Below are 21,794 nucleotides of genomic sequence, written 5' to 3'. Positions count from 1 at the left end.
CTCAGCGCGTCAGCAGCATCGAGCTCAGCACCGAGAACACGATCGACGGCAGTTCGGCGAGACGGCTCACCACCACGTTGCGCGGATAGAGGTCCTCGACCGCGTCGGTCAGCACGCCGACGCCTACCAGTTCGATGCCGCGCTTGCCGATCGCCGCCACGCGTTCGCGCAGATCGCGGCGCAACAGCTGCGGGTCGCCGTCGCCGGTCGAGGGATAGCCGTCGGAAAACACCATCAGAATGCGCCGCGCGGCCGGATGATCGGCGAGCCGCGTGGCGGCCCACGCGAGCGCTTCGCCGTCGGGGTTCTCGTGACCGCAGTCGATCGCGGTGATACCGCTCAGATCCGTCGCACCAAAACGTTTGTACACCTTCAGATCGAGTCGCTCGACGAAGCGGTTATAGCGCCGCAGATCCGCGCCGGCGGCAAGCTGGCGTTCGTAGAGCTCGCGCATCGGCGCGGATTCGAGCGAACAATAGCCGAGCACTTCGCAATCGAACGACAATTGCGTGAGTGCGTCGCACAGCGCGCTCGCGCACAGGCGCGCGAGTTCGATCTTGCGCCCGGCCATCGAACCGCTGCGGTCGATTAGCAGCGTCACCGCGACGTCGCGCCCTTTAGCTGCGCGCTGCGTGCGAAACGGCGTGCGGTAGCCGGGCGAGGTCGCGAGTCTGGCCAGCGCGGTGCGGTCGATTTCGCCGCGCTCCTGCTCGCGGCGCCAGCGGATGCGTTCGTCGGCGCTCAGCGCGCGTTCGAGCTTCTCCTTCAGCGGCGCGGTGTCCGCGCGGGCTTGCGCGCGCAGCGCGCGCCACGCGGCGCTGTTGCCCTGGCCCGTGAGGTCGGTGATCACGTCGAATTCGGTGGCGAGCGGGATCGACAGCGTGGCCGGCGAGGCGTGCGCGGCCGCCGTGCCCGCTGCGCCGTCGGCGTCGCTGGACGGCTGTTGCGCGTCGGCGAGCGAGTGCCCCATGCCGGGCGCGTGGTCGGCCTGCGCGCCGCCGCTCTGCTCGGCGGGTGGCGCGGCCTTGTTGTCGTGATCGGGCAGGGCGGTGTCGTGGTCGAAGGACGAGGACGCGGCCTCGGACGTTTCCGTCTCGATGTCCTCGACCGGATCGGCGGTGAACATCATGCTGTTCACGTCGCCCGCCGACAAGGCCCGCACGCGTGCCACCAAAGCTTGCGCCGTCGCAATGCTCCGCGCGGTCGAGCCGCTCGCGCGCGCCTCCCGCAGCAGATCCTGCGCGGCATGCAGCGCGGCCAGCAGCGAATGGCTCGCTTCAGCGCGGCTCGGCGGCTCGTCCCACAGCGCGCGCTCGATCAGCCACACGAGCCGCTCGCGCCAATGTAGTTTCGGCCAGCGTTGCGCGACCCGCTCGGCGGCATGCGCGCGCAGTTTGCCGATGAACCAGTGCGCGCCCGGATATTCGTCGAGCAGTTGGCCGCACACGCGACGGTCTTCGATCACCTGGGCGAGATTCGATACGACGCCCGCGGGCAATGCGTCGAGCTGCGCGAGCGACGCATGCTTCGCGCGCGCCACCAGCAGATCCAGATAGCCGATCAGCACGTCGCGTTCGACGCCGCCGCTCAGCTCATAGTCTGGAATCACAATGCGGCCGGGTTCGACGCGCGGCCCATCGGGGCTGAACACGACCGTCACCCCATATTGCCCGGTGAGCACGCGCGCCACCTTGCCAAGCGTCGATTCGAACGCGAAGCCGCGCGTGTCGCGTGCAGCGCCTGGCCGGCGCGTTCTCGCGTTCACGTGTGCGCTCCCGCTCAGCCGTCCGGTGCGATGCGATGGCGAACGATACCGCGAATCAGCGCGGCGTCTTCCGGGCTCACCTTCGCGTAGATGGCCGGCGCGGCGGCGCGTTCGGGGTCGCCGGTGCGCAGCATCAGCTCGGCCCAGTCGAGCAGGCGGCGCGTCGAGAACGCGCTCGACAGGTCCTCGCGGGCGAACGCCGCGCGGCAGTCCGCGGCGATCGCGGCGAGCGTCGTGGCGAGTGCGCGCGTCATATTCGGCGCTAGCGTTCGCATCAGCACGTCGGCTTCTTCGGCGGGCGTCAGATAGTCGAGCAGGTACACACGCCAGCGATCGAGAAACGCCTCGTTCATCAGATTCGCGCCCTGATACAGATGACGGAACTGACTCATCGCGCCCACTGCGTTCGCCGTCGCGAAGAGCCGGAACGACGGATGCGGCGCGACGATCTCGTTGCCTTTCTCCTTCAGCACGAGGCGGCCGTGCGGTTCGAGCACGGCGGTGAGGGCGGCGAGAATCGACGGCTCGGCAAAATCGATTTCGTCGACGATCAGCCACAGGCCTTCGCGCATCGCCGTGGGCAGCACGCCGTCGACCCACAAGGTCTCGCCGCCCTTGACGGTCCAGAAGCCGACGAAATCGCCGACCGTGGTCTGCCCGTTCATGTTCGAGCGCAGCACGCCGTGGTGCGAGCGTGCCGCGACCTGTTCGATCAGGCTGGTTTTGCCCGCGCCGGTGTGGCCGATCAGCATCACGCGGCGATTCTCGGCGATGTCTTCGACGATGTCGTTAAAGCGCGCCGCGAACAGATACGCGGGATTGACCGGCGGCACCAGCGCACCGCCGACGCCGCACGGCACTTCGACCTCGACAATACGCACGGTCTCGCCCGTGCCTTCGCGCGGCCTTTGCTTCGCCGCCGACATCAGCGCCGCGACCCGCTGCAACTCCGGCATGAAGGCGATGCGCGCATTCGCAGCGCAATCGTTCGCGGTATCGTCAGCGTCGATCGCGAAGCCTTCACGACGCCATTTCTTTAACTTCGCGCGCAGATTCTCCGCGTCGACCACCAGATCGATATCCACCGTGCCCGCGCCGCGGGCATCGTCGGAACCATGTTCGAGTCGATAGGTTTCGGGCCGGTCGGCCACGCTGACGCGCCACCATTCCACGCCGGTTTCCGTGGCGCGTTGATAGAGGCCAAGGTGTTCGTCCTCATTGTCGTATCCGGTCAGCTCGGGCGCGTCGTCCATGGCATAGAGGAATGGTCGATAAACGGAATTGCATTTCGATTTGGCTCAAACCGAATGACCGACTATCTTATCTTGGGCGGCTTTCGATCTCCTGTGAATATCGTGAACGGCGCGCAATGTTTTTTCGGGTGTGCATGTCGAGCTTGCGCGGCTCGCAACTATTTATTGCGTTAAACGGATAGGCTGCCCGGCGCGTATCCCCCTATAGTTCCGACGCGTGGCGTGTGTAGTTTGACAACATTGCAGGTGCGGCTGCGCGTGAATCCGCGGCATGCAGCGGCTGACCGGGCAGACGGAGACACTGGAACGGTTATGCGCGCGCAGCGAAATGATGACGATGCTTCAGGCAGTCCCGTTCGCGGTTCACGCAGAAAGATGCGTCCCGCACCTAGGTAGTTTTGATTCATCCGTAGTCCGCTTTGCCACCGCTTTAGCCCCTATCGCGACAGACAAAACCACGGCAAAACAATGAGACTCTGCACCCAATTAGTGAGCGCTCTGGCGCTGGTCAGCCCGCTGGCATATGGCCAAACCAGCGTGTCGTTATATGGCCGCCTCGACGGCGGCGTCGAATACCTGAATCACATCAACGACGGCGCGGGCGGCAGTGCAAGCCGCTGGCGCGCGGAGGGCGGCAACTGGGGCACCAGTATGCTGGGCCTCAAAGGCAACGAAGATCTTGGCGGCGGGCTCAATGCGATCTTCAACCTCGAAACCGGTTTGCAGGTGATGGACGGCACGACCAGTGGCGGGCGGTTGTGGTCGCGGCGCGCGTTCGTCGGCTTGAAGAGCGGGCAGTGGGGCACGCTGCAGGCCGGGCGCAATCTGTTCATCGACAGTGACGGCGTGTGGGAATTCGATCCGTTCGTGCAGCAGGCGTTTTCGTCGGCCTCGCTCGTGCGCGGACGCAACTGGCAGCAGACCAACAACAACATCGAATATAAAAGCCCGGTGTTCTGGGGCTTCGATGTGCAGGGGCAATATTCGCTCGGCAATCAGGCGGGTGCGTTCAACAGCGGCGCGCCGGGCGAATTCGGCCGCTCGAACGGCATCATGCTGACCTACCACTCGCCGCTCTTCGACGTGCGCGGCATCTACGACGAACTGCGCGACAGCAACGGCCACTTCAGCAACATATTCCAGGCGTCGCGTGAATATTTTGTCGGCGCGAACGTGCATTTCGATGCGATGAAGATTCAGGCCGCCTATACGCATTACTCGGCGCCGGACTCGCCGGCTGGCGTCGCCGACACCGCGGATCACTACTGGCTTGGCGCTACCTACAACGCGCAATCGCGCTGGGCGGTGACGGCGGGTGGCTACTACATCAAGGTCGGCGATGGCGCAGGCGACGTCGCGCACGATCCGTCCGGGCACGCGATGATGTATGTGCTCGGCACTACCTACAACCTGTCGAAGCGGACCTTCCTGTACGGCACGGTCGGCTATGTGCGCAACGGCAGCAATTCGAACTTCTCGCTCGAAGCCGCGCCGCGCGATTCGACCAGCAACACGAATCCGCTCGTCGGGGAGTCGCAAACCGGCGCTTATGTCGGGATGCTGCATCAGTTCTGATGCGGGTCAACGGCGCGTTCTCGGCGCATCGCCGCCGGTTGGGCGGCGATGCGGGTGAAGCGGGCGGCATGGCACAAGAGGACCACGAGGCGCGCGGTTGTAAAAGGTGAATGCGCGCCTAAGCGTGCGGCTGTCAGCGGCCATCCGCGGCGGTTCCTCGACATCGCGAACCACCGTTTTCGACACGCTGTCCCCTACATCGAACTCCAGCCTATCGGCATCACATCGTCAACTCGCATGGCGGTGCGATGCGCGCCTGCGAGTTTCACTGAACCCTCGACCGGCAGAGCGCACCGGCGGCGGCTTCACCGGCGGATCGCCTTCAGGTTCGTGAGACGGATCGCTCGCCGGGTCGTCGGGCTCCGGATCGGGATCGGTGGCCGGCGGGGGCGGTGCGTCGGGCTCGATCTCGGGCGGCATCGGCGTATGCAAGCGCAGCCCACGCACGCCGTGCACGTCACGGGCGTCACGGGCGTCACAGATCCGAATCCGGGTGCTCGATAAATTCATCGCGTTGTTCTCCATGCCAATGACCTACCGCTGACGCGCGCAATCCTCATGCCTCCTCTGTGGACTCCATGCCAGGCGCGGGCTCGCGTCTCGTGGAACGGCTATTGCTCGACTCCGGCACACGCGCCGCTCTTTACACCGAGGGCGCATTGCACACGACCCATCTGGCGCACGGAACGTGCAGGAACGAGGACACCCATGGCGCGACACAAGGCCGACGTCGCTGACGATGACTTCGAGATTTTTGCGAGCTATCACGGAACAGGCGACGGCCGTTACGTAGGTGGACTGAAGGTAGTCAGAAAAGCGGACAGAAAACTTCTGTTTCCATTCGACGGTGCCCCGCAAATTGGGCCCTACGCGACCGCCGACGAGGCGCGGCGGGCCGCGATCGACTATGGGCGCGAGATTGTGGCGGCTGATCGCGCGGCGCCGGAAAAGTGAGGGCGGATTGATCGCAGATGGCCTGTTGGCGCCGCCGGCAGGGAAAGCGCAGACCTCGTCACGGCTGACCGGTTCAGTGCATCCCGCTACAGCCCGCGCCTCAAGGCATGCCGCCGAGTGACGGCGAAATCGTGCTGCCACGTCCCGGATCGTCCGGAGGCTCGTCGGGTAACGTGGGTTGTGCCGACAACGGCGGGTGCGAGCGATAGCAACTATCGATCGACGTATCGACGAGGCAGCGCTGGAACGCGTCCGCGTCGCTCTTTTGCGCAAAGGTGTATCGCGTGCGTTCCACCTGCACTTCCGTATCGGACACACGAATTGTCGTGATTGTCATGACGTTCTCCTTTTTACAAAAAGCGGGCTCAGACCTGCAGCCTTGGCGCCGCAACGGCTGTGCCCAACGGGCGGCGCCCGCGCGGCCGGCGCCTGCCTTGCGCGCTCGATGCGTGCGCCGCACAGAGGGACCGGATGTTGCTGCATCAAACTTATGCCCCAATCAAGGAGAGCGCCATGCCGGACACCAAACCCGCCGAAAGCCGCGATGCATCGACTGTGTCGCCGGAAACGAAGGCGCGCAACACGCCGAGCGGCACGCACTACGTCGAGCCAAGTCCGCTCGGTATCGAGCCGGTTGAGCAAACCGGCGTGGACGAGCAAACCAATCCTCCACGTTCGAGCGAACGGCCGGCGCAAACGGCCGAAGTGCCGCTCGGCACGGGGGCGCATGCCGAGCCCCCGGGTGGTGGCGGCCGCGAATCGCAGCGTAAAAGCTGACGCGGCGCGCGCGTCGCTCGCGTTCATGCACCGCAGTCAATGTGCAAAACCGAAACGAGGAGAACTGTATGCAAGCAGATAACGAAGCAACCAACCCCGGCGACGAAGGGCCCCCCGACGCGCCGGGAGTCGGCGAAGATCTTTGCGCCGCGTGTCACGGCACGGGCAAAGTGGAAGGCAGCCGCTGCGTCGTTTGCGGTGGGACGGGCAAGGTGCTGCAAGGGATCGGCGGCGGTTGAGCGCTCACTGACGGCACACCGCTTCGTCGCAAGCGATATATCCAGCGACACCGCACGCGATGCGCGACGGGCACTGAGCGAAGCCGCAGCGTGGTGTGGGAAAGCACGCGCGCTGCGCTCGCGTGCCAATGCATGAAAGTCCGCGCGCAGCCGCTCGCGCCGGGCAGGCGCGCTTTGTGCTGCAAGCATCACTTCAGGACGGACTGGCGCTGGCGCGGGCCGCGAGGCATGCACAACCCACGCGCGAGGTTCCACCACGTCCACGACGAGAACCATCGGCGCCGCAAGTCTCATCAAACAAAGGAGCCAACATGTTCAATGATTCGAAACACGGATTCGATAAGGCTCAGACCCGGTACGAAGTGTTCATGCTCGAGCCGCACGATTGGGTGCCGAACAACCGCAAGCTGCCGGTCGTAATTTACCGCCGCGCATTGGCGCCGGACGGCGGCAATCTGGCCGATGCGTTCGAAATGCTGTTCGAGCGTAACGACTGGCCGCCGCAGTGGCGCGACGGTATTTTCGATTACCACCATTTCCACGCGACCGCGCATGAAGTCCTTGGCGTATGCGGTGGATCCGCTCAGGTGATCGTCGGCGGGCCGGGCGGCAGGGTGGTGACGATATCGGCGGGCGATGCGCTATTGCTGCCGGCTGGCACCGGCCATTGTCTGCAATCGTTCGAGCGGCATTTTCAGGTGGTGGCCGGGTATCCGGACGGGCAGCAATGGGACATTCGTCGCGAAGCGCTGTCGCCGGAAGAACGCCGGACGATGGAAGCATTGCCGTTCCCGCCGCTTGATCCGATCGACGGCAAGCAGGGACCGCTAGTCGAACACTGGCTGCATGCGGCTTGAGGGTCGATGCCGATGCGAAGGGCTGCGCGCGTGGCGCTTTGTACGCGTTTTGCTGCGCCTGCGCCTGCGCCGTGAGGCAAAGCGCGCATGCCGTCGACAACACGCGCGATAAGCGAGCCGCCCTCGCAAGCCCTCTGAAAGATCCGCCGCCTCCCGCGCAACCGCATACTCGATCCCGCATGTAAAGCCCCGTGCAGAGTTGCGCACATCGGTGCATCATCGGTAGGCCTCGCTGCGGTTCCTCATGCGTCATCCTGTTCCATCCCCACGGTTCGCCGGCACGCTCGGTCAGTGCGTCGCGGCCTTTTTCCTAACCGCCGAACAAGGAGTGTTCCATGCAAAACGATCCCGCCCTCGATCAGCTGTGCATCAACACGATCCGCACGCTGTCGATGGACGCTGTGCAGAAGGCCAATTCCGGGCATCCCGGCACGCCGATGGCACTGGCCCCCGTTGCCTATCATCTGTGGCAGAACCATTTGCGCTACGACCCGGATGAGCCGCTGTGGCCGAATCGTGACCGCTTCGTGCTGTCGGTCGGACATGCGTCGATGCTGCTGTATTCGCTGCTGCATCTGGCGAGCGTCAAGGCCGTGGACCACGACGGCAAGCCGAGCGGCGCGCCCGCCGTTTCGCTCGACGACATCGAGCATTTCCGCCAGATCGACAGCAGGACGCCGGGCCATCCCGAGTTCCGGATGACGACCGGCGTCGAAACCACTACCGGTCCGCTCGGCCAAGGGCTCGGCAACAGCGTCGGCATGGCGATGGCCGCGCGCTGGCACGAGAGCCACTTCAACCAGCCGGATGCGCCGCTATTCGACTACCGTGTCTATGCGCTGTGCGGCGATGGCGACATGATGGAAGGCATCTCGCATGAAGCGGCGTCGCTGGCCGGTCATCTGAAACTGTCGAACCTGATCTGGATTTACGACAGCAACCGCGTGACGATCGAAGGTCACACCGACCTCGCGTATAGCGACGACGTGGAAAGCCGCTTTCGCGGCTACAACTGGCACACGCTGCATGTGGACGACGCGAACGACGCCGCCGCGCTCGAAGCGGCCTTCGTCGAAGCGAAGAGCATCACCGACAGGCCCACGCTGATCGTGGTCCACAGCATCATCGGCTGGGGCGCGCCGCACAAGCAGGACACTTCGGCGGCGCACGGCGAGGCGCTCGGCGTCGAGGAAGTCGCGCTCGCGAAGAAAGCCTACGGCTGGCCCGAGGACAAATTCTTCTACGTGCCCGACGGCGTGCATGAACGTTTCGCCGCGGGCATCGGTGCGCGCGGCAAGGCGGCGCGTGCCGAATGGCAGGCGAAGTACGACGCGTACAGGAAAAAGTATCCGGACCTCGCGCGCGAATTCGCGCAGATGCAAGCACATGAATTGCCGGCGGGTTGGGACAGCGACATCCCGGCTTTCGACGCGGACCCGAAGGGTGTCGCCTCACGCGAATCGTCGGGCAAGGTGCTCAACGCGATCGCCGCGCGCGTTCCGTGGATGATCGGCGGCGCGGCGGATCTCTCGCCGTCCACCAAAACCAATCTGAAATTCGAAGGCGCGGGCAGTTTCGAAGCCGATAACTACGGCGGCCGCAATCTGCATTTCGGCATTCGCGAACATGGGATGGGCGCGGTGGTGAACGGGCTCGCGTTGTCGAACCTGCGGCCATACGGCTCGACCTTTCTGATTTTCAGCGACTACATGAAGCCGCCGATCCGGCTCTCAGCGATCATGGAAGTGCCGGCCATTTACGTGTTCACGCATGATTCCATCGGCGTCGGCGAAGACGGTCCGACGCATCAGCCGATCGAACAACTGGCATCGCTGCGCGGCGTGCCGGGGCTGACCGTGTTGCGTCCGGGCGATGCGAACGAAGTCGCCGAAGCATGGCGCGTGGCGCTGTCCGACCCGAAGCGGCCCGCGTGCATCGTCGTGTCGCGTCAGCCGTTGCCGACGCTCGACCGCAGCCGCTATGCCGCCGCAAGCGGCGTGCGCAAGGGCGCCTACGTGCTCGCCGATGCGCCCGCCGGGCAGAAGCCGCAGGTGATCCTGATAGCGACGGGCAGCGAACTGTCGCTGTGCGTCGACGCGTACGAGAAGCTCAAAGGCGAAGGTATCGCGGCGCGCGTGGTGTCGATGCCGTCGTGGGATGTGTTCGAACGTCAGGACGAGGCGTATCAGGAGTCGGTGCTGCCCGCCGACGTGGACGCCCGGGTGGCCGTCGAACAGGCGGCCACGCTCGGCTGGGATCGCTATGTCGGCAGGCTCGGCGCGCAAGTGGTGATGCATACGTTCGGGGCCTCCGCGCCGCTTGCCGACCTGAAGAAGAAATTCGGCTTCACGCCGGAGAAGGTGTACGAGGCGGCGAAGCAGCAGATTGCGCGGGTCCAGTCGAAGCTGGGTTCGGCGTAACGTGCGAGCGGGTGTTTGAAGCGGGATGAGTGGGGAGAAGAACCGGCGGTGTACTAACCAACCGCCGGTTCTTTATGTTGCAGCCGCCTGCGGCCGCACTTTCCCTATCGCGCGCTCAGGTCCACGATCCGCTACCCATTCGACACCCCGTCAATTCGCCGGAATCGTCACCACCGGCGCTTTACTGCTCGTCTCGGCTTCCGCGAGCGCCATCAGATTCTGCACGACCGTGAACGCATATTTCGAGTCGAAGTCGTTACGCTCGACCCAATACATCGACGAGCCATAGGCGATCGTCACATACGCATTGTCGGGCGCGTTCTTGCCGGAGTGGATGATGATCGTCGGCCGGGTCTCGCCGCCGATCAGCCCGACGGTCGGCTTGGTCGAGCCGTCGCTGATGCGCTCGAGCGGCACCTGCACCTGCGCGCCGAGATCGGTCAGGATGCCGAGCACCGAGCGCGTCACCATCGGAATGCGGTCGCCCTTTTGCGAGGTCGAGGACGGCCCGTAGACGATCTGATAGGTGCGCGTATTCGACGACAGGCGCAGCAGCTTGCGCACGCGCGCCACGTCCGCGGCGGTTTGCGACGACTCGCCGCTGGTGGTCGCGCCCATCACGAGGAACACGCCCATCGGGCCGCTCTTGCCGTCCTTGCCTTCCGCCTGACGTGACTCGACGTTCAGTTCGCCCGCCAGTTGCAAACGCCGCAGGGCCTGCAGCAATTCGAAGAAGCCCGGCGCGCCTGCACTGTTCTCGCCGCCGAGCGCATTGCCGTTCTGCAGTCCGCCCACCGACTGGGCGGTGATGCGCAACAGCAGATCGATCGGAATGCCGCCTTCGGCAAGCGGCAGTACCAGCGCCGGCGCGAGCGGCCGGATGTACGCGGAGGCGAACGCTTCGCCGGTGGTCGGCGTGAAGGTGAAGGTCGGGTGGTTCGAATAGGAGACGCTGCCGGTCGCAAGCGCATAGTTCGGCATGCTGCCGGAACCGGCGTTGGCGGTGGCGCCGCCGGTGGTGTCGAACGTATAGGCGGCAATGATGTTGCTGACGGTCAGAAAGGCCGGCGCGTCGCCGTAACGCAGGCCGATCACGGCCGCAAGTATCGTGCGTTTCTTCGCATCGCCGAGCGCGCGCGCGTAGTCGACCTGGTCGGCCTTGAGGCGGGAGGGTCCGATGTGCACGCACGCGGAAGTGAGGCACGCGGCGCACAGCGCAACGGCGACGGAAGCTGATCTGATCATGGCGACGAGAAAGGCGGACGGCAATCCGCTGAAGAATGGACCCGCAACGGCGGTAGCAGATCGCATTCCCGCGTCAGCGGCGCGCGGCGCCGTCTTTCCGGTCCAGCCGATGAACAGGCGGCTTGCGCTCGCATACGGCGCATGAGGCGCCGCGCAGGAGTTGCCGCTGGTGTGCAAGATTTGCACGAATGCTCTTCGGATACATCGTCGTGCCCGCCAAGGACACCACTTCCGATGCCGAACATAGGGCGCGCGGATTCAAAGAAAAGAGCGGTGCGCAACGCTTACGAATAAGCACGCCGCATATCCGCGGCAGTCGACGATTGAGCACACGTTGAATATTTGCTAGCTTGTCCGGTTCCGAGCGCCCCCGCGCGATCTTCAGTTGAAGCCGTCAGGGCCGTTGATCACGCCGGTCTATTACGCGGAATTCCGGACAATGGCGCGCGCGGTGAAGCGGGATGTGAGAGCGCAACTGGTGTATCAGGCGCGAATCGGCCGGCTTTCGCGTCATCGCATCAAGACCCGATCGCGTCGTTCGTCGCGGCGTGACCGCCGCCTTCAAGCGTGCTGTGATACGCGCGCGACTGCATTTCCGCAAGCCGGCTCAGCGTGCGCGACAGATCATGCGCGCCTTCGAGTCCGCTGAGCGCCGCCGCGAGCGGCTGATCGGACGCGATGAACAGCGCGCGTTTGCGGTCGTAGAAGATATCGATCAGCCAGACGAGCCGCTGCAGCGTATGCGCTTGCGTGAGCCGCGAGGTGTGCAGATTGTCCAGAATCAGGCCGCGCCACTGCTCGGCGAGGTCCAGATAGTCGAGGTGCGAGCGGCTCGCCACGCACAGCGCGTCGAAGTCCGCCCACAGCAGCGCCGCGCCCGCCGCGCGTGCCGCGAGCGGCCGGCCCGCTGCGCTCAGCGTGACCGGCTCGACAGTTGGATTGCCTTCGTGGTGCGTGAAAATGCGCCGCAGCGCGTGCTGGCTCGTCGTGTCGAGCGGCGCGAAAAAACGCGGCACCTCGGCCTCTTCTCCACCGAAGCGGTAATCGAGCGCGCCGTCGAAATGAATCACCGTGAAGCAGCGTTCGATCTGTGCGATGGTCGGCAGGAAACGCTCGTGAAACTCGGGGTCGGGCAGCAAAGCATGGGGCGCGTAGTTCGACGTGAGCACGATGCGTGTGCCCTGGGCGATCGCGGTATCAAGAAAGCGGCCCATCAGGAACGCGTCGGCGATATCGTGCACGTGGAATTCGTCGAAACACAGCAACTCGACGCCGTCGAGCCATTGCCGCGATACCGAGCCGAGGCGGTCTTCGCCGCGCGGCTCGCTGACGAGCCGCCGGTTCATCTCACGCAAAAATTCGTGGAAATGCAGTCGCCGCTTGCGGCACTTCGCCAACTCGAATGCCGTATCGACGACGAGACTCTTGCCGCGTCCGGGCAGTCCGTAGCAATAGACGCCTTGTGATGCGGATGCACTGCCGGCCTTCGCTTGCCGTGCTCGCTGAGTGCCGGCTAATGAGACGAGTGCCGCAATCGCGTCGCGCTGGCGAGCGTCAGGCGTGATGCCGCGAGCGGCCAGCTTGCGTGTGATCCGGGCTTCGTCAAGCATGGGCGAGGGTGCCGGTTCGCAGCGAGGCTAATGGTGCGGACAGCCGCGTGGCGGCGGGTGATCGAAAAACTGCGGCGATGTCGTTGAGCATGACGTGACGGCGGGCAATGAGCGCGCCATTTTAGCAGTCATGTCCGCAGACACCTGCCGCCTCAAACCTGCTGCCGGCTCAACACGCGCTGCAATTCGCGCGGATCGACCGGCTTCGTGAAGTGATGATCGAAGCCGGCGTTGATGGCAGTCTGCTTGTCTTGCTGCTGCCCCCAACCGGTGACGGCAATCAGCAGAATGCCGGCCTCGTGGTGATCGTGCCGCACGCGCCGCGCCACTTCATAACCGTTCAGGAGCGGCAATCCGATATCGAGAATCACCGCGTGCGGCGCGAATCCGGCGATCAACGCCAGACCGGCGATACCGTCGCCCGCGGTGCGCACTTCGTGGCCTTCGAGTTCGAGCACCATCGCGAGGCTGTCGGCGGCATCGGCGTTGTCGTCGACGATGACGACACGCATGCCGGCCGCGTGCGTGGTTTCGGGCGCGGGGTTGTCGGCGGGCGCCGCCGCGGCTGTCGATAGCGGCAGCCGGATCATGAACTCGCTGCCCGTGCCCGGCCCGGCGCTGAATGCCGCGACGCTGCCGCCATGCAATTCCGCGAGTCCGCGCACCAGCGCGAGGCCGATGCCGAGACCGCCTTGCGAACGATCCAGCGCGGGCGCCAGTTGCGAGAACATTTCGAACACGCTGTTCAGGTGTTCGCGCGGAATGCCGATGCCGGAATCGCGCACGACGATCACGGCTTCATTGCCTTCGCGCTCGGCCGCGAGCGAGATGTCGCCGCCGGCCGGCGTGTATTTGGCCGCGTTGTTCAGCAGGTTCAGGATCATTTGCGATAGACGGGTGGGGTCGGCATCGAGATAGAGCGGCTCGCGCGGCAGTGTCACGCTCAAGTGGTGCGACAACGCGTGCACGGTGGGGCGCGCCGCTTCCATCGCGGACTGCATCGCGCGCGAGAGTTCGAGCCGCTGCTTGCGCAGTTCGAGCTTGCCTTGCGTGATGCGCGACACTTCCAGCAGATCGTCGACCAGATGCGTCATGTGCTGCAATTGCCGGTCGAACACGTCGCGCGACCAGCTCAATTGCGGATCGGCGAATTCCTTCAGGCGCAGAATTTCGAGCACGTTGCGCATGGGCGCGAGCGGGTTGCGCAGTTCGTGCGCGAGCGTGGCGAGGAATTCGTCCTTGCGCCGGTCGGCCTTCGAGAGTTCGAGATTGAGCCGCTGTAGTTGCCGCTCGGCGCGCCGGCGCTCGGTGATGTCACGGCTCACGCAGACCGCGCCGTAGATGTCGCCGCGCGCATTCGCGAGCGGCTTGACGACGGTGTCGCACACGCCGCGCGTGCCGTCGCGCCGCACGAAGGTGAGTTCGCCGCGCCACGTACCGTCGGCGGAGAGTGCGGCGAGCGCTTCGCGGCGGATGCGCAGCGCGTCTTCCGGCGGATGGAAGATGGCGATGGGCTTGCCGAGAATCTCGCGCGTGCGATAACCGAGCATGCGCTCGCCGCCGACGTTGAAGTCGGTGATATTGCCGCGCAGATCGGTGATGACGATCGCGTCGCTCAGATGCTCGAAGATCGCGGCCTGGCGCAGCAGCACGGTTTGCGCTTCCTTGCGCTCGGTGATGTCGAGGCCGAGCCCGTAGATCGTCAGCGGTTCGCCGTTGCGGTCGTAGGTGGCGCGCCCGCGGCCTTCCATCCAGCACCAGTCGCCGCTCGCGTGCATGAAGCGGAATTCGGCGACGTAGTCGTCCGCGCTCGCCACCGCACGATCGACGGCTTCGTTGAGTCCGGCCAGGTCGCCCGGATGGATCAGTTCGAAAAAGCCGCCGGCCATGTTCGCGAAACGGCCTTCGGCGTAACCGGCGAGCGCTTCCAGTTCGCGGCTCCACCAGAATTTGCCCGACTTCGGCTCGTGCGACCACGCACCCATGCGCGCGCCGCGCATCGCGAGACTGAGCACGTCGCGGCTTTCCTGCAGGGCTTTCTGCGCCAGTTGATGCGCGGCCACCGACGCCTCGGCATTGCGCCGCGCGAGCAGCAGTTCCTGTTCGTACTTATGACGATCCGCGACGATCAGCACCGCCACTTCGAAGTAGCTCGTCTCGCCATGACGGCGGCTCACCGCGTTGAGCAGCATCGGCACCGTCTGGCCGTCGCGGTGGATCATGCTCAGCTTGACTTCGGCCACCGAGCCCTGCATATGCAGCAGCGGCGCCCAATGGGTCTGATAGAACACCTTGCCGCCCGCGCTGAGGAGATCCTGAATGTGCTTCACACCCGCGAGTTCCGTCGCGCTATAGCCGAGCCAGCCGCAGAAGGTCGCGTTGACGCGTTGTATACGGCCGTTGGCGTCGGTCACGAGCAGGCCGCACGCGGCGTGCTCGTAGAGCGTGTCGGCTGACAGCTGCAGGTGGTCCGTGCTGGGCATCGTGTTACAGGCTCAGCGGCTCGAGAAAGGCGCTCATGGCCGCCGAACTGGCGCCGGGCGAACTGAGATGCGGACAGTGGCCGACGTTCTCGATCACATGCAGCGTGCTGCGCGGCATCACCCGGTGCATGTATTCGCCGACCGCCTGCGGCGCGATGATGTCGTCGCTGCATTGCAGGATCAGCGTGGGCGCGGTGCTGCGCGCGAGCAGCGCGCGGTGATCGGACAGAAACGTGACGCGTGCGAATTGCTGCGCGATTTCCGGGTCCGTGCGGCAGAAACTGTTGGTCAGTTCGATGCCGAGCTCCGGTTGCTCCGGCGTGCCCATGATGGCCGGCGCCATCGTGCTCGACCAGCCGAGGTAGTTGCTCTCCAGGGTGTGCAGCAGGTCGTCGATATCGTCGCGCGTGAAGCCGCCGATGTAGTCGCCGTCGTTCACATAGCAGGGCGACGGTCCGACCATCACGTGAGCGGCGAAGAGTTGCGGCGCCTTGAGACTGGCGACGAGGCCGATCATGGCGCTCACCGAATGGCCGACGAATACGACCGGCTCGTCGGCCACTTCGCGGATGATCTCGATCAGGTCGTCGGCGTAGCCATCGAGCGAGTCGTATTTGTCGACGTTGTAAGCGGCCAGGTCGGACGAGCCGCTGCCGACGTGGTCGAACAGCACGGTCCGGTAGTCGTCATGAAACGACGGCACGAAGTATCGCCACATGGTCTGGTCGCAGCCGAAGCCGTGCGCGAGCACAATGATCCGTTTGCCGTGACCCGAAATATGTACGTTGTTGCGCTGGATGATGCTCATTATCGAGTCCTGAGGTCTGCGGGGAATGACGCGGCGAAGGAGCCCGCGATGGCGCCGGGCCCACATCCACGGATGTTACCGCAGTCTCGCCGTCAGACCCAGTGTGAAAGGCGTCGCGGATGCACTTCGCGTCGCCCTGCACGCGGTGCTCCGGCTTGGCGGGCGCGGACTCAACCGGTTTTGATTGTCGGCGGCTGCGCCTCGAGCGGTTCGCGACCGAATCGTTCGTATTGCGAAATCACCTGAGCGCCGAACAACAGAAGTGTAGCCAGCCATTCGAGGCTGAGCAGCAGTACGATCGCCATGGTCAGCGACCCGTATACCACACTGACCTGAGACAGTGTCGCGAAGTACCAGACCAGCACGTGCCGCGTAATTTCCCACAACAGGGCGGCGACCACGCCGCCTAGCAGCGCGTGTTTGACCGAAGGCCGCCCGACTGGCATGACCAGATAGATCGACGTCAGCACGAAAATCTCGCCGGCGAGTCCGAGCAGATACAGCGCCACCCGCGATGGTCCTTGCAACGAGACATGCAGGCCCAACAATTCGATGCCCTCGGCGCCGAGCGACTCCAGCGCACTCGACACGAATGTAACAATCAGCAGCCCGATGCCGAGAAACAGGATGTAGCAGTACGGCAGTAGCGCCGAGATCAGAAAGTGCCTGCGCCGGACCACGACGCGGTGAACGAAGATCAGCGACATCGCATTTTCGAGGACGGTGAAGGCCAGCGAGCTGAAGAAGATCATGGTCAGCAACAGCACCCAGCCGATCACCGCGCGATGGTCGAGAAAATTGGCCAGCTCCTGCACCAGCGCATTCGACTGCCCTGGCACCAGCCATCGCAGCAGGTGGGCGAGCGACGCCAGCAGCAGGTGTTGCGGCACCACCCGTGAGAGCGCGATGACGATCAGGATCAGCAGCGGTACGATCGACAGCAAGGCGTAATACGCGACCGCGCCCGCAAGCAGCAAACCCTGGTTCGCCCGGAATGCCTTGAGCGTTTGCAGGATGAAGCGGCCGGGATGTTTCGCGATATACAGCGCGTGCGGGTCGAGAATGATGCGCATGGGGCCTCGCGGTACGAGTCGGGCTCTGCCGGCTGGCAGCCAGTATCGACGCGCCTGCTTGCGTTATATACCGTAAGCGGGCACGCAGCGCAAACCATGCGCGCGTCGGGCGCGTGCCAGGAATGCAGTTTGCTTCGAGTTCGGGCCAACGTGAGCCAACGTGAGCCGACGCGAGTCGACGCGCACGATGGCGCTCATTGCTCTTTATATCAGCAAGAGACCGGCCCGCACTCGCCGCACTTCAGGAACTGCTCGATGAACCTGCCGGAATATCAATCGAACATCGGGTTGAACAAAACGGACCTCGTCGTGGCGCGGCCGGAAGGGCTCTATTGCGAGGCCGGCGATTTTTATATCGACCCGTGGCGGCCGGTTGAGCGGGCGGTGATCACGCATGCGCATTCCGATCACGCGCATTTCGGGCATCGGCATTACCTCGCCTCGCAGGCGGGGGCGAACGTGCTGCTGTCGCGCTTGCCCGGCATCTCGCTGCAGACGCTCGCGTATGGCGAGGCGCTGGTTATCGGCGGCGCGCGCGTGTCGTTGCACCCGGCCGGGCATGTGCTGGGCTCGTCGCAAGTGCGGATCGAACACGCCGGGCGCGTGTGGGTCGCATCGGGCGATTACAAGCTCGATGCCGATCCGACCTGCGATGCGTTCGAGCCCGTGCGTTGCGATACCTTTATCACCGAATCGACCTTCGGCTTGCCGATCTATCGATGGGACGCGCCGCAAACCGTGTTTGACGGCGTCGATTCATGGTGGCGTCACAATGCGTCCGAAGGACGCGCGTCGGTATTGTTCTGCTATTCGTTCGGCAAGGCGCAGCGCGTGCTGGCGAGCGTCGATGCGGCAATCGGGCCGCTCTTCTGCCACGGCGCGGTGGAGCCGCTCAATCGCGCGTATCGCGCGGCCGGTGTGCGCTTGCCGCCGGTCGGCCTCGTCGCCGAGATCCCCGCCAAAGACAAGGCGGTGTTCAGGCAGGCGTTGATCGTCGCGCCGCCTTCCGCGCAAGGCAGCGCGTGGCTCAAACGCTTCGGCGACTACAGCGACGCGTTTGCCTCAGGCTGGATGCGCTTGCGCGGCGCTCGGCGCAGACGCGGTGTCGATCGCGGTTTTGTGCTGTCGGATCATGCGGACTGGCCGAGCCTGCAAACCGCGATTCAAGCGACCGGCGCGCCACGCGTGATCGTCACCCATGGTTCGGTCGAGCCGATGGTGCGATGGTTGCGCGAGGAGGGCCTCGAAGCGGGCGCGTTCGACACGCAATACGGCGACGACAGTGTCGAAGCCGATGCCGCGGGCGCCGACGAAACCGCTGCGGCGAGCAGCCCATGAAACGCTTCGCCGCCCTCTACACCGCGCTCGATGCCACCACGTCCACGCATGACAAGCTCGAAGCGCTGACCAGCTACTTCGCCGTGGCCGACCCGGAAGACGCCGCGTGGGCGTCGTATTTCCTCGCCGGCGGCAAGCCGCGTCAGTCGGTACCGACGCGCCTTCTGAGCGAGATTGCCCGCGAGCGCGCCGGCTTGCCGCCATGGTTGTTCGAGGAGTCGTATCACGCGGTGGGCGACCTGGCGGAGACCATCGCGCACATCCTGCCGCCCGCGCAACGCACGTCGGAGTTGGGCCTCACGCAATGGATCGAGCAGCGCGTGCTGACCTTGCGGGGCGTCGCGCCGGAAGAGTTGCGCACGCGCTTGGTCAGCTATTGGGACGAACTCGACTGGGGCGGCCGCTTTCTGCTGACCAAACTGATCGGCGGCGGATTCCGGGTCGGCGTCGCGCGGCAACTGGTGGTCAGGGCGCTCGCGGAAGTGGCGGGCGTCGATCACAAACGGATCGCGCAACGCATGGTCGGCTGGACCGATTCGCAGCAGAAGCCGGACGCGGCGCGTTATCTGCGACTCATCGCGCCGGAAGCCGGCAGTGGCGATCAGCACGACGCGCAACCCGGCGAGCATGCACCCGCGCAGCGTGACAGCGATCTCGGCTTGCCGTATCCGTTCTTTCTCGCACATCCGTTGCAGGCCGATCCGGCGACGCTCGGCGATCCGTCGCAGTGGTTGATCGAATGGAAATGGGACGGCATTCGCGCGCAACTCGTCAAACGCGGTGGGCATGTCTGGTTATGGTCGCGCGGCGAGGATCTGATCACCGATCGCTTTCCCGAAGTAGCGGCATTGGGAGAAGCATTGCCGGACGGTTATGTGATCGACGGCGAAATTCTCGCGTGGGAGCCGGGCGCCATCGCGCCATTGCCGTTCGCGCGTCTGCAACCGCGCATCGCCCGTAAAACGCTGACGAAGAAAGTACTCGCGGATTCGCCCGCCACGTTGCTCGCTTACGATCTGCTCGAAGCGCAAGGCGAGGACTTGCGCATGACCCCGCTCGCGGAGCGGCGTGCGCGACTCGATGCATTGGCCGCTACCGTCGACGGCACGCTCGCGCGCGATCTGTTGAGGGTGTCGCCGCTCGTCAGCGCGCCGGACTGGCAGACGCTCGCGGCGTTGCGTGAAGAAAGCCGCGCACGCGGCGTTGAAGGGTTGATGGTGAAGGAGCGCGAATCGATGTACGGCGTGGGCCGCACCAAGGCATCGGGCACATGGTGGAAATGGAAAGTCGATCCTTATGCGGTCGATGCGGTGCTGGTTTATGCGCAACGCGGTCACGGCCGCCGTGCAAGTCTTTACACCGACTTCACGTTCGCGGTGTGGGACGAAGCGAATGGCGTGCGCACTCTCGTGCCATTCGCCAAGGCTTACTCGGGTCTCACCGACGAAGAGATGCGCGAGGTCGATGCCATTGTCCGTAAGACCACCATCGAAAAGTTTGGCCCGGTGCGTAGCGTGACGCCTACGCTCGTGTTCGAAATCGGCTTTGAAGGGATTCAGGCAAGTTCGCGCCACAAGTCCGGCGTGGCGGTGCGTTTTCCACGCATGCTGCGCTGTCGTACCGATAAACAGATCGACGATGCCGATACGTTGAGCATGCTCAAAGGCTTCATCGACGATCGTGCGGGATAACCCGCTGAGCGCAAACCCCTAAAACGCTGCCGCTTTTTCGGCGCGCTTCCTCGCTTATTCTGTGTGTATGCCGACGCTGGCGCTGTGAGCTACAAGCACACAGCGATTTTTCGTAGAGGCAGCAGCGTCGATTCAGCCGAAAAAATCAAACGGCAGAAGAAGTGTCGTGCGATGCACGCGCCATGGGCGGCATGCACGAGAGAAGTGCGCTGCATCGACGGCGCGCACGTGAGATGTACGTGTGCTCGCGTCGGATGGGCCTGATCGAATTGTCAAGCGCTGCCAGGCATCATGAGCGATGACAAGCGCCAAGCCGTCTGCAACGGCGCTTTGACGACAGCGCGGCATCGATCGTGGCTCTCGCGTGACAAGCGATGCGTTTTATTCGTGCCGTGGGAGCGGATCTTGCACCGGCGTTCCGACGTGCTCATCGGTGGCACACGAAAAGCCAAGGAGAACAGGTTGAAGGTCGACGACAGAATGGACGAAAACGACGATGTCGTAGTGTGGCGGACTATTCAGTATGCAATGGCGTCGCATCGTCGTGTGCTGGTGGTGGACGACTATCGCGAAGCGGCTGATGCATTGCAGATGCTGCTCACCGCCGACGGATTCGAATGCCGTGCGCTCGACGATCCGTTTGCTGTGTGCGAGATGGCCTGCGAGTGGCAACCGTTCGCCGTGGTGCTGGACATCAAGATGCCGGGACTGGACGGGCTCGAATTGGCGCGCCGTTTGAGGGCTCATGCGGCGACTTCGCATATGCTGCTGGTCGCCTGTACGGCTTTCGCCTCGCGGGACGACCGTGCGCGAGCCAGAGCCGCCGGTTTCGATGCGCATTGCGCCAAGCCGTTGACGCCCGAGCGCCTGTTGCGCGTGCTCGAATCGGCGGCCGCGTTGCATGTTGCCGGACCGCCGTAACGCTTACCGGGCAGTTGCACAAGTACTTAATGCAGTGTACCTCGCCTCTTCAACGCATCGCCTGATATGCGCGAAGCTAACAAAATGGGCATACGTGCCCGCTATTTTTCAATTCCCGCCTGCAACTTCCGATCCGGAAAGCGCCTTCTTCACGCCATTTCCTGCTTGTCTGCACAACCTCGCGATGGTCACCGTTGGATATAGCGGGACCGTGAGTCAACATCAAGCGTTTCTGCGCGAAAACCCGAAGCTTTCCCGGCCATGCAATAAAGCTCGCTTACTCCGGCGCGTACTTGAACTCCGGCAGCGCAGCGAGCGACTTTTTGGTCGCATCCGGTAAGACGATGCGGCGGTTTTCGATTTTCAGATCATTGAACGGCACCGCGACCAAGTGCTTGCCCATGCCGAGAAAACCACCCACGGACAGAATCGCATACGTGCCGCGATCGCCACCCGGCGAGACGATCAGATCGTCCAGTGTGCCGATGGTGTCCTTGTTCCTGTTGTACACGTCGGCGCCGCTGAGTTTCGACGCACGATAACCGCTCGCGAGCTGGACCACGTCCGTGCGTTTCTCCGTGATTGCCTGAGGGGCGCCTTGTGCATACGCGTTGCCGTTTGACGTCAGCGCGGCAAGAAGCAGGGCGGTTGCGACGAAGGGTTGGATGGTTAAGTTGCGCATGATGTTCTCCCTGTTGTGTCTGACACGGTGGCGCGTGGCCGTTGCGAGTCCATGGGTCAGCGCACGAGTCCCGGTCAAGTTTCAGCTTGCAGGCTGCAAGAGT

General features: G+C 64.4%; 19 protein-coding genes. 9 read left to right on the top strand and 10 right to left on the bottom strand.

Annotated elements, in window-relative coordinates; genetic code table 11:
- Position 1: 1 nt before the first annotated feature.
- Together B0G69_RS26345 and B0G69_RS26340 are read right to left on the bottom strand one after the other, a co-directional pair.
- Entirely contained in the window at positions 2-1,765 is a 1,764-nt protein-coding gene (locus B0G69_RS26345) for a cobalamin biosynthesis protein CobT (protein WP_121322428.1), read from the bottom strand.
- Positions 1,766-1,779: 14 nt separating this feature from the next.
- The gene (locus B0G69_RS26340) at positions 1,780-3,018 is read right to left on the bottom strand and encodes an AAA family ATPase (RefSeq protein WP_121322426.1); all 1,239 of its coding nucleotides are present in this window, start codon (positions 3,016-3,018) and stop codon (positions 1,780-1,782) included.
- Between the two features lie 468 nt (positions 3,019-3,486).
- Here B0G69_RS26340 and B0G69_RS26335 point away from each other — a divergent pair, with 468 nt between their 5' ends.
- Entirely contained in the window at positions 3,487-4,593 is a 1,107-nt protein-coding gene (locus B0G69_RS26335; RefSeq protein WP_121322423.1) for a porin, read from the top strand.
- Between the two features lie 228 nt (positions 4,594-4,821).
- Here the strand turns inward: B0G69_RS26335 and B0G69_RS42090 are convergent, their stop codons facing one another.
- Positions 4,822-5,118 carry a hypothetical protein gene (locus B0G69_RS42090; protein WP_241991471.1) on the bottom strand — a complete coding sequence of 99 codons (297 nt, stop codon included), beginning with the start codon at positions 5,116-5,118 and terminating at the stop codon, positions 4,822-4,824.
- Between the two features lie 183 nt (positions 5,119-5,301).
- Here B0G69_RS42090 and B0G69_RS26325 point away from each other — a divergent pair, with 183 nt between their 5' ends.
- The gene (locus B0G69_RS26325) at positions 5,302-5,547 is read left to right on the top strand and encodes a DUF6723 family protein (protein ID WP_121322421.1); all 246 of its coding nucleotides are present in this window, start codon (positions 5,302-5,304) and stop codon (positions 5,545-5,547) included.
- Positions 5,548-5,647: 100 nt separating this feature from the next.
- On the opposite strand, the gene B0G69_RS26320 is transcribed toward B0G69_RS26325, so the two are convergent.
- On the bottom strand, positions 5,648-5,884 hold the full coding sequence (locus tag B0G69_RS26320; protein WP_121322419.1) for a hypothetical protein: 237 nt from the start codon (positions 5,882-5,884) through the stop codon (positions 5,648-5,650).
- A 176-nt stretch (positions 5,885-6,060) separates the two neighbouring features.
- Here B0G69_RS26320 and B0G69_RS26315 point away from each other — a divergent pair, with 176 nt between their 5' ends.
- From B0G69_RS26315 to tkt, 4 genes are all read left to right on the top strand, one after another.
- The gene (locus B0G69_RS26315) at positions 6,061-6,324 is read left to right on the top strand and encodes a hypothetical protein (protein ID WP_121322417.1); all 264 of its coding nucleotides are present in this window, start codon (positions 6,061-6,063) and stop codon (positions 6,322-6,324) included.
- A 68-nt stretch (positions 6,325-6,392) separates the two neighbouring features.
- A complete protein-coding gene (locus B0G69_RS41485) occupies positions 6,393-6,563 on the top strand; it encodes a hypothetical protein (protein ID WP_199731345.1) in 171 nt (56 codons plus the stop codon).
- Between the two features lie 311 nt (positions 6,564-6,874).
- Positions 6,875-7,420, top strand: coding sequence for a cupin (locus B0G69_RS26310; protein WP_121322415.1), 546 nt, complete (start codon positions 6,875-6,877; stop codon positions 7,418-7,420).
- A gap of 335 nt (positions 7,421-7,755) precedes the next feature.
- Positions 7,756-9,840, top strand: a complete 2,085-nt coding sequence (gene tkt, locus B0G69_RS26305; RefSeq protein WP_121322413.1) for a transketolase — start codon at positions 7,756-7,758, stop codon at positions 9,838-9,840.
- Between the two features lie 150 nt (positions 9,841-9,990).
- On the opposite strand, the gene B0G69_RS26300 is transcribed toward tkt, so the two are convergent.
- From B0G69_RS26300 to B0G69_RS26280, 5 genes are all read right to left on the bottom strand, one after another.
- Positions 9,991-11,085, bottom strand: a complete 1,095-nt coding sequence (locus tag B0G69_RS26300) for a hypothetical protein (protein ID WP_121323894.1) — start codon at positions 11,083-11,085, stop codon at positions 9,991-9,993.
- A 518-nt stretch (positions 11,086-11,603) separates the two neighbouring features.
- Positions 11,604-12,695 (bottom strand): cell division protein ZapE, encoded by a 1,092-nt coding sequence (zapE, locus tag B0G69_RS26295; RefSeq protein WP_121322411.1) that lies wholly within the window; start codon positions 12,693-12,695, stop codon positions 11,604-11,606.
- A gap of 152 nt (positions 12,696-12,847) precedes the next feature.
- A complete protein-coding gene (locus B0G69_RS26290; protein WP_121322409.1) occupies positions 12,848-15,178 on the bottom strand; it encodes a PAS domain S-box protein in 2,331 nt (776 codons plus the stop codon).
- A 4-nt stretch (positions 15,179-15,182) separates the two neighbouring features.
- Complete coding sequence (locus tag B0G69_RS26285) at positions 15,183-15,986, bottom strand: alpha/beta hydrolase (protein ID WP_121322407.1); 804 nt, start codon at positions 15,984-15,986, stop codon at positions 15,183-15,185.
- A 170-nt stretch (positions 15,987-16,156) separates the two neighbouring features.
- The gene (locus B0G69_RS26280; RefSeq protein ID WP_121322405.1) at positions 16,157-17,059 is read right to left on the bottom strand and encodes a YihY/virulence factor BrkB family protein; all 903 of its coding nucleotides are present in this window, start codon (positions 17,057-17,059) and stop codon (positions 16,157-16,159) included.
- A 255-nt stretch (positions 17,060-17,314) separates the two neighbouring features.
- Between B0G69_RS26280 and B0G69_RS26275 the strand changes: the two genes are divergently transcribed.
- The 3 genes from B0G69_RS26275 (at position 17,315) to B0G69_RS26265 (ending at position 21,009) form a co-directional block, all read left to right on the top strand.
- On the top strand, positions 17,315-18,397 hold the full coding sequence (locus tag B0G69_RS26275) for a ligase-associated DNA damage response exonuclease (RefSeq protein ID WP_121322403.1): 1,083 nt from the start codon (positions 17,315-17,317) through the stop codon (positions 18,395-18,397).
- On the top strand, positions 18,394-20,088 hold the full coding sequence (locus B0G69_RS26270; protein WP_121322401.1) for an ATP-dependent DNA ligase: 1,695 nt from the start codon (positions 18,394-18,396) through the stop codon (positions 20,086-20,088). The genes B0G69_RS26275 and B0G69_RS26270 overlap by 4 nt, the downstream gene beginning before the upstream one ends.
- 480 nt (positions 20,089-20,568) lie before the next feature.
- Positions 20,569-21,009 (top strand): response regulator, encoded by a 441-nt coding sequence (locus B0G69_RS26265; RefSeq protein WP_199731404.1) that lies wholly within the window; start codon positions 20,569-20,571, stop codon positions 21,007-21,009.
- A gap of 277 nt (positions 21,010-21,286) precedes the next feature.
- On the opposite strand, the gene B0G69_RS26260 is transcribed toward B0G69_RS26265, so the two are convergent.
- Positions 21,287-21,691 (bottom strand): PRC-barrel domain-containing protein, encoded by a 405-nt coding sequence (locus B0G69_RS26260; protein WP_199731343.1) that lies wholly within the window; start codon positions 21,689-21,691, stop codon positions 21,287-21,289.
- Positions 21,692-21,794 lie beyond the last annotated feature (103 nt).

Origin of the sequence: Paraburkholderia sp. RAU2J (assembly GCF_003634845.1) — a bacterium.
GTDB classification, from domain to species: domain Bacteria; phylum Pseudomonadota; class Gammaproteobacteria; order Burkholderiales; family Burkholderiaceae; genus Paraburkholderia; species Paraburkholderia fynbosensis.
Note: the sequence above shows the minus strand (reverse complement) of the source record. Positions and strands in the feature narration are given on the sequence as shown.

Excerpts from the sequence above, each read along its gene's own strand:
- B0G69_RS26340 (WP_121322426.1), bottom strand. The coding sequence starts at position 3,018 with ATGGACGACGCGCCCGAGCTGACCGGATACGACAATGAGGACGAACAC.
- B0G69_RS26335 (WP_121322423.1), top strand. The coding sequence starts at position 3,487 with ATGAGACTCTGCACCCAATTAGTGAGCGCTCTGGCGCTGGTCAGCCCG.
- B0G69_RS42090 (WP_241991471.1), bottom strand. The coding sequence starts at position 5,118 with ATGGAGAACAACGCGATGAATTTATCGAGCACCCGGATTCGGATCTGT.
- B0G69_RS26325 (WP_121322421.1), top strand. The coding sequence starts at position 5,302 with ATGGCGCGACACAAGGCCGACGTCGCTGACGATGACTTCGAGATTTTT.
- B0G69_RS26320 (WP_121322419.1), bottom strand. The coding sequence starts at position 5,884 with ATGACAATCACGACAATTCGTGTGTCCGATACGGAAGTGCAGGTGGAA.
- B0G69_RS26315 (WP_121322417.1), top strand. The coding sequence starts at position 6,061 with ATGCCGGACACCAAACCCGCCGAAAGCCGCGATGCATCGACTGTGTCG.
- B0G69_RS41485 (WP_199731345.1), top strand. The coding sequence starts at position 6,393 with ATGCAAGCAGATAACGAAGCAACCAACCCCGGCGACGAAGGGCCCCCC.
- B0G69_RS26310 (WP_121322415.1), top strand. The coding sequence starts at position 6,875 with ATGTTCAATGATTCGAAACACGGATTCGATAAGGCTCAGACCCGGTAC.
- tkt (WP_121322413.1), top strand. The coding sequence starts at position 7,756 with ATGCAAAACGATCCCGCCCTCGATCAGCTGTGCATCAACACGATCCGC.
- B0G69_RS26300 (WP_121323894.1), bottom strand. The coding sequence starts at position 11,085 with ATGATCAGATCAGCTTCCGTCGCCGTTGCGCTGTGCGCCGCGTGCCTC.
- zapE (WP_121322411.1), bottom strand. The coding sequence starts at position 12,695 with ATGCTTGACGAAGCCCGGATCACACGCAAGCTGGCCGCTCGCGGCATC.
- B0G69_RS26290 (WP_121322409.1), bottom strand. The coding sequence starts at position 15,178 with ATGCCCAGCACGGACCACCTGCAGCTGTCAGCCGACACGCTCTACGAG.
- B0G69_RS26285 (WP_121322407.1), bottom strand. The coding sequence starts at position 15,986 with ATGAGCATCATCCAGCGCAACAACGTACATATTTCGGGTCACGGCAAA.
- B0G69_RS26280 (WP_121322405.1), bottom strand. The coding sequence starts at position 17,059 with ATGCGCATCATTCTCGACCCGCACGCGCTGTATATCGCGAAACATCCC.
- B0G69_RS26275 (WP_121322403.1), top strand. The coding sequence starts at position 17,315 with ATGAACCTGCCGGAATATCAATCGAACATCGGGTTGAACAAAACGGAC.
- B0G69_RS26270 (WP_121322401.1), top strand. The coding sequence starts at position 18,394 with ATGAAACGCTTCGCCGCCCTCTACACCGCGCTCGATGCCACCACGTCC.
- B0G69_RS26265 (WP_199731404.1), top strand. The coding sequence starts at position 20,569 with ATGGACGAAAACGACGATGTCGTAGTGTGGCGGACTATTCAGTATGCA.
- B0G69_RS26260 (WP_199731343.1), bottom strand. The coding sequence starts at position 21,691 with ATGCGCAACTTAACCATCCAACCCTTCGTCGCAACCGCCCTGCTTCTT.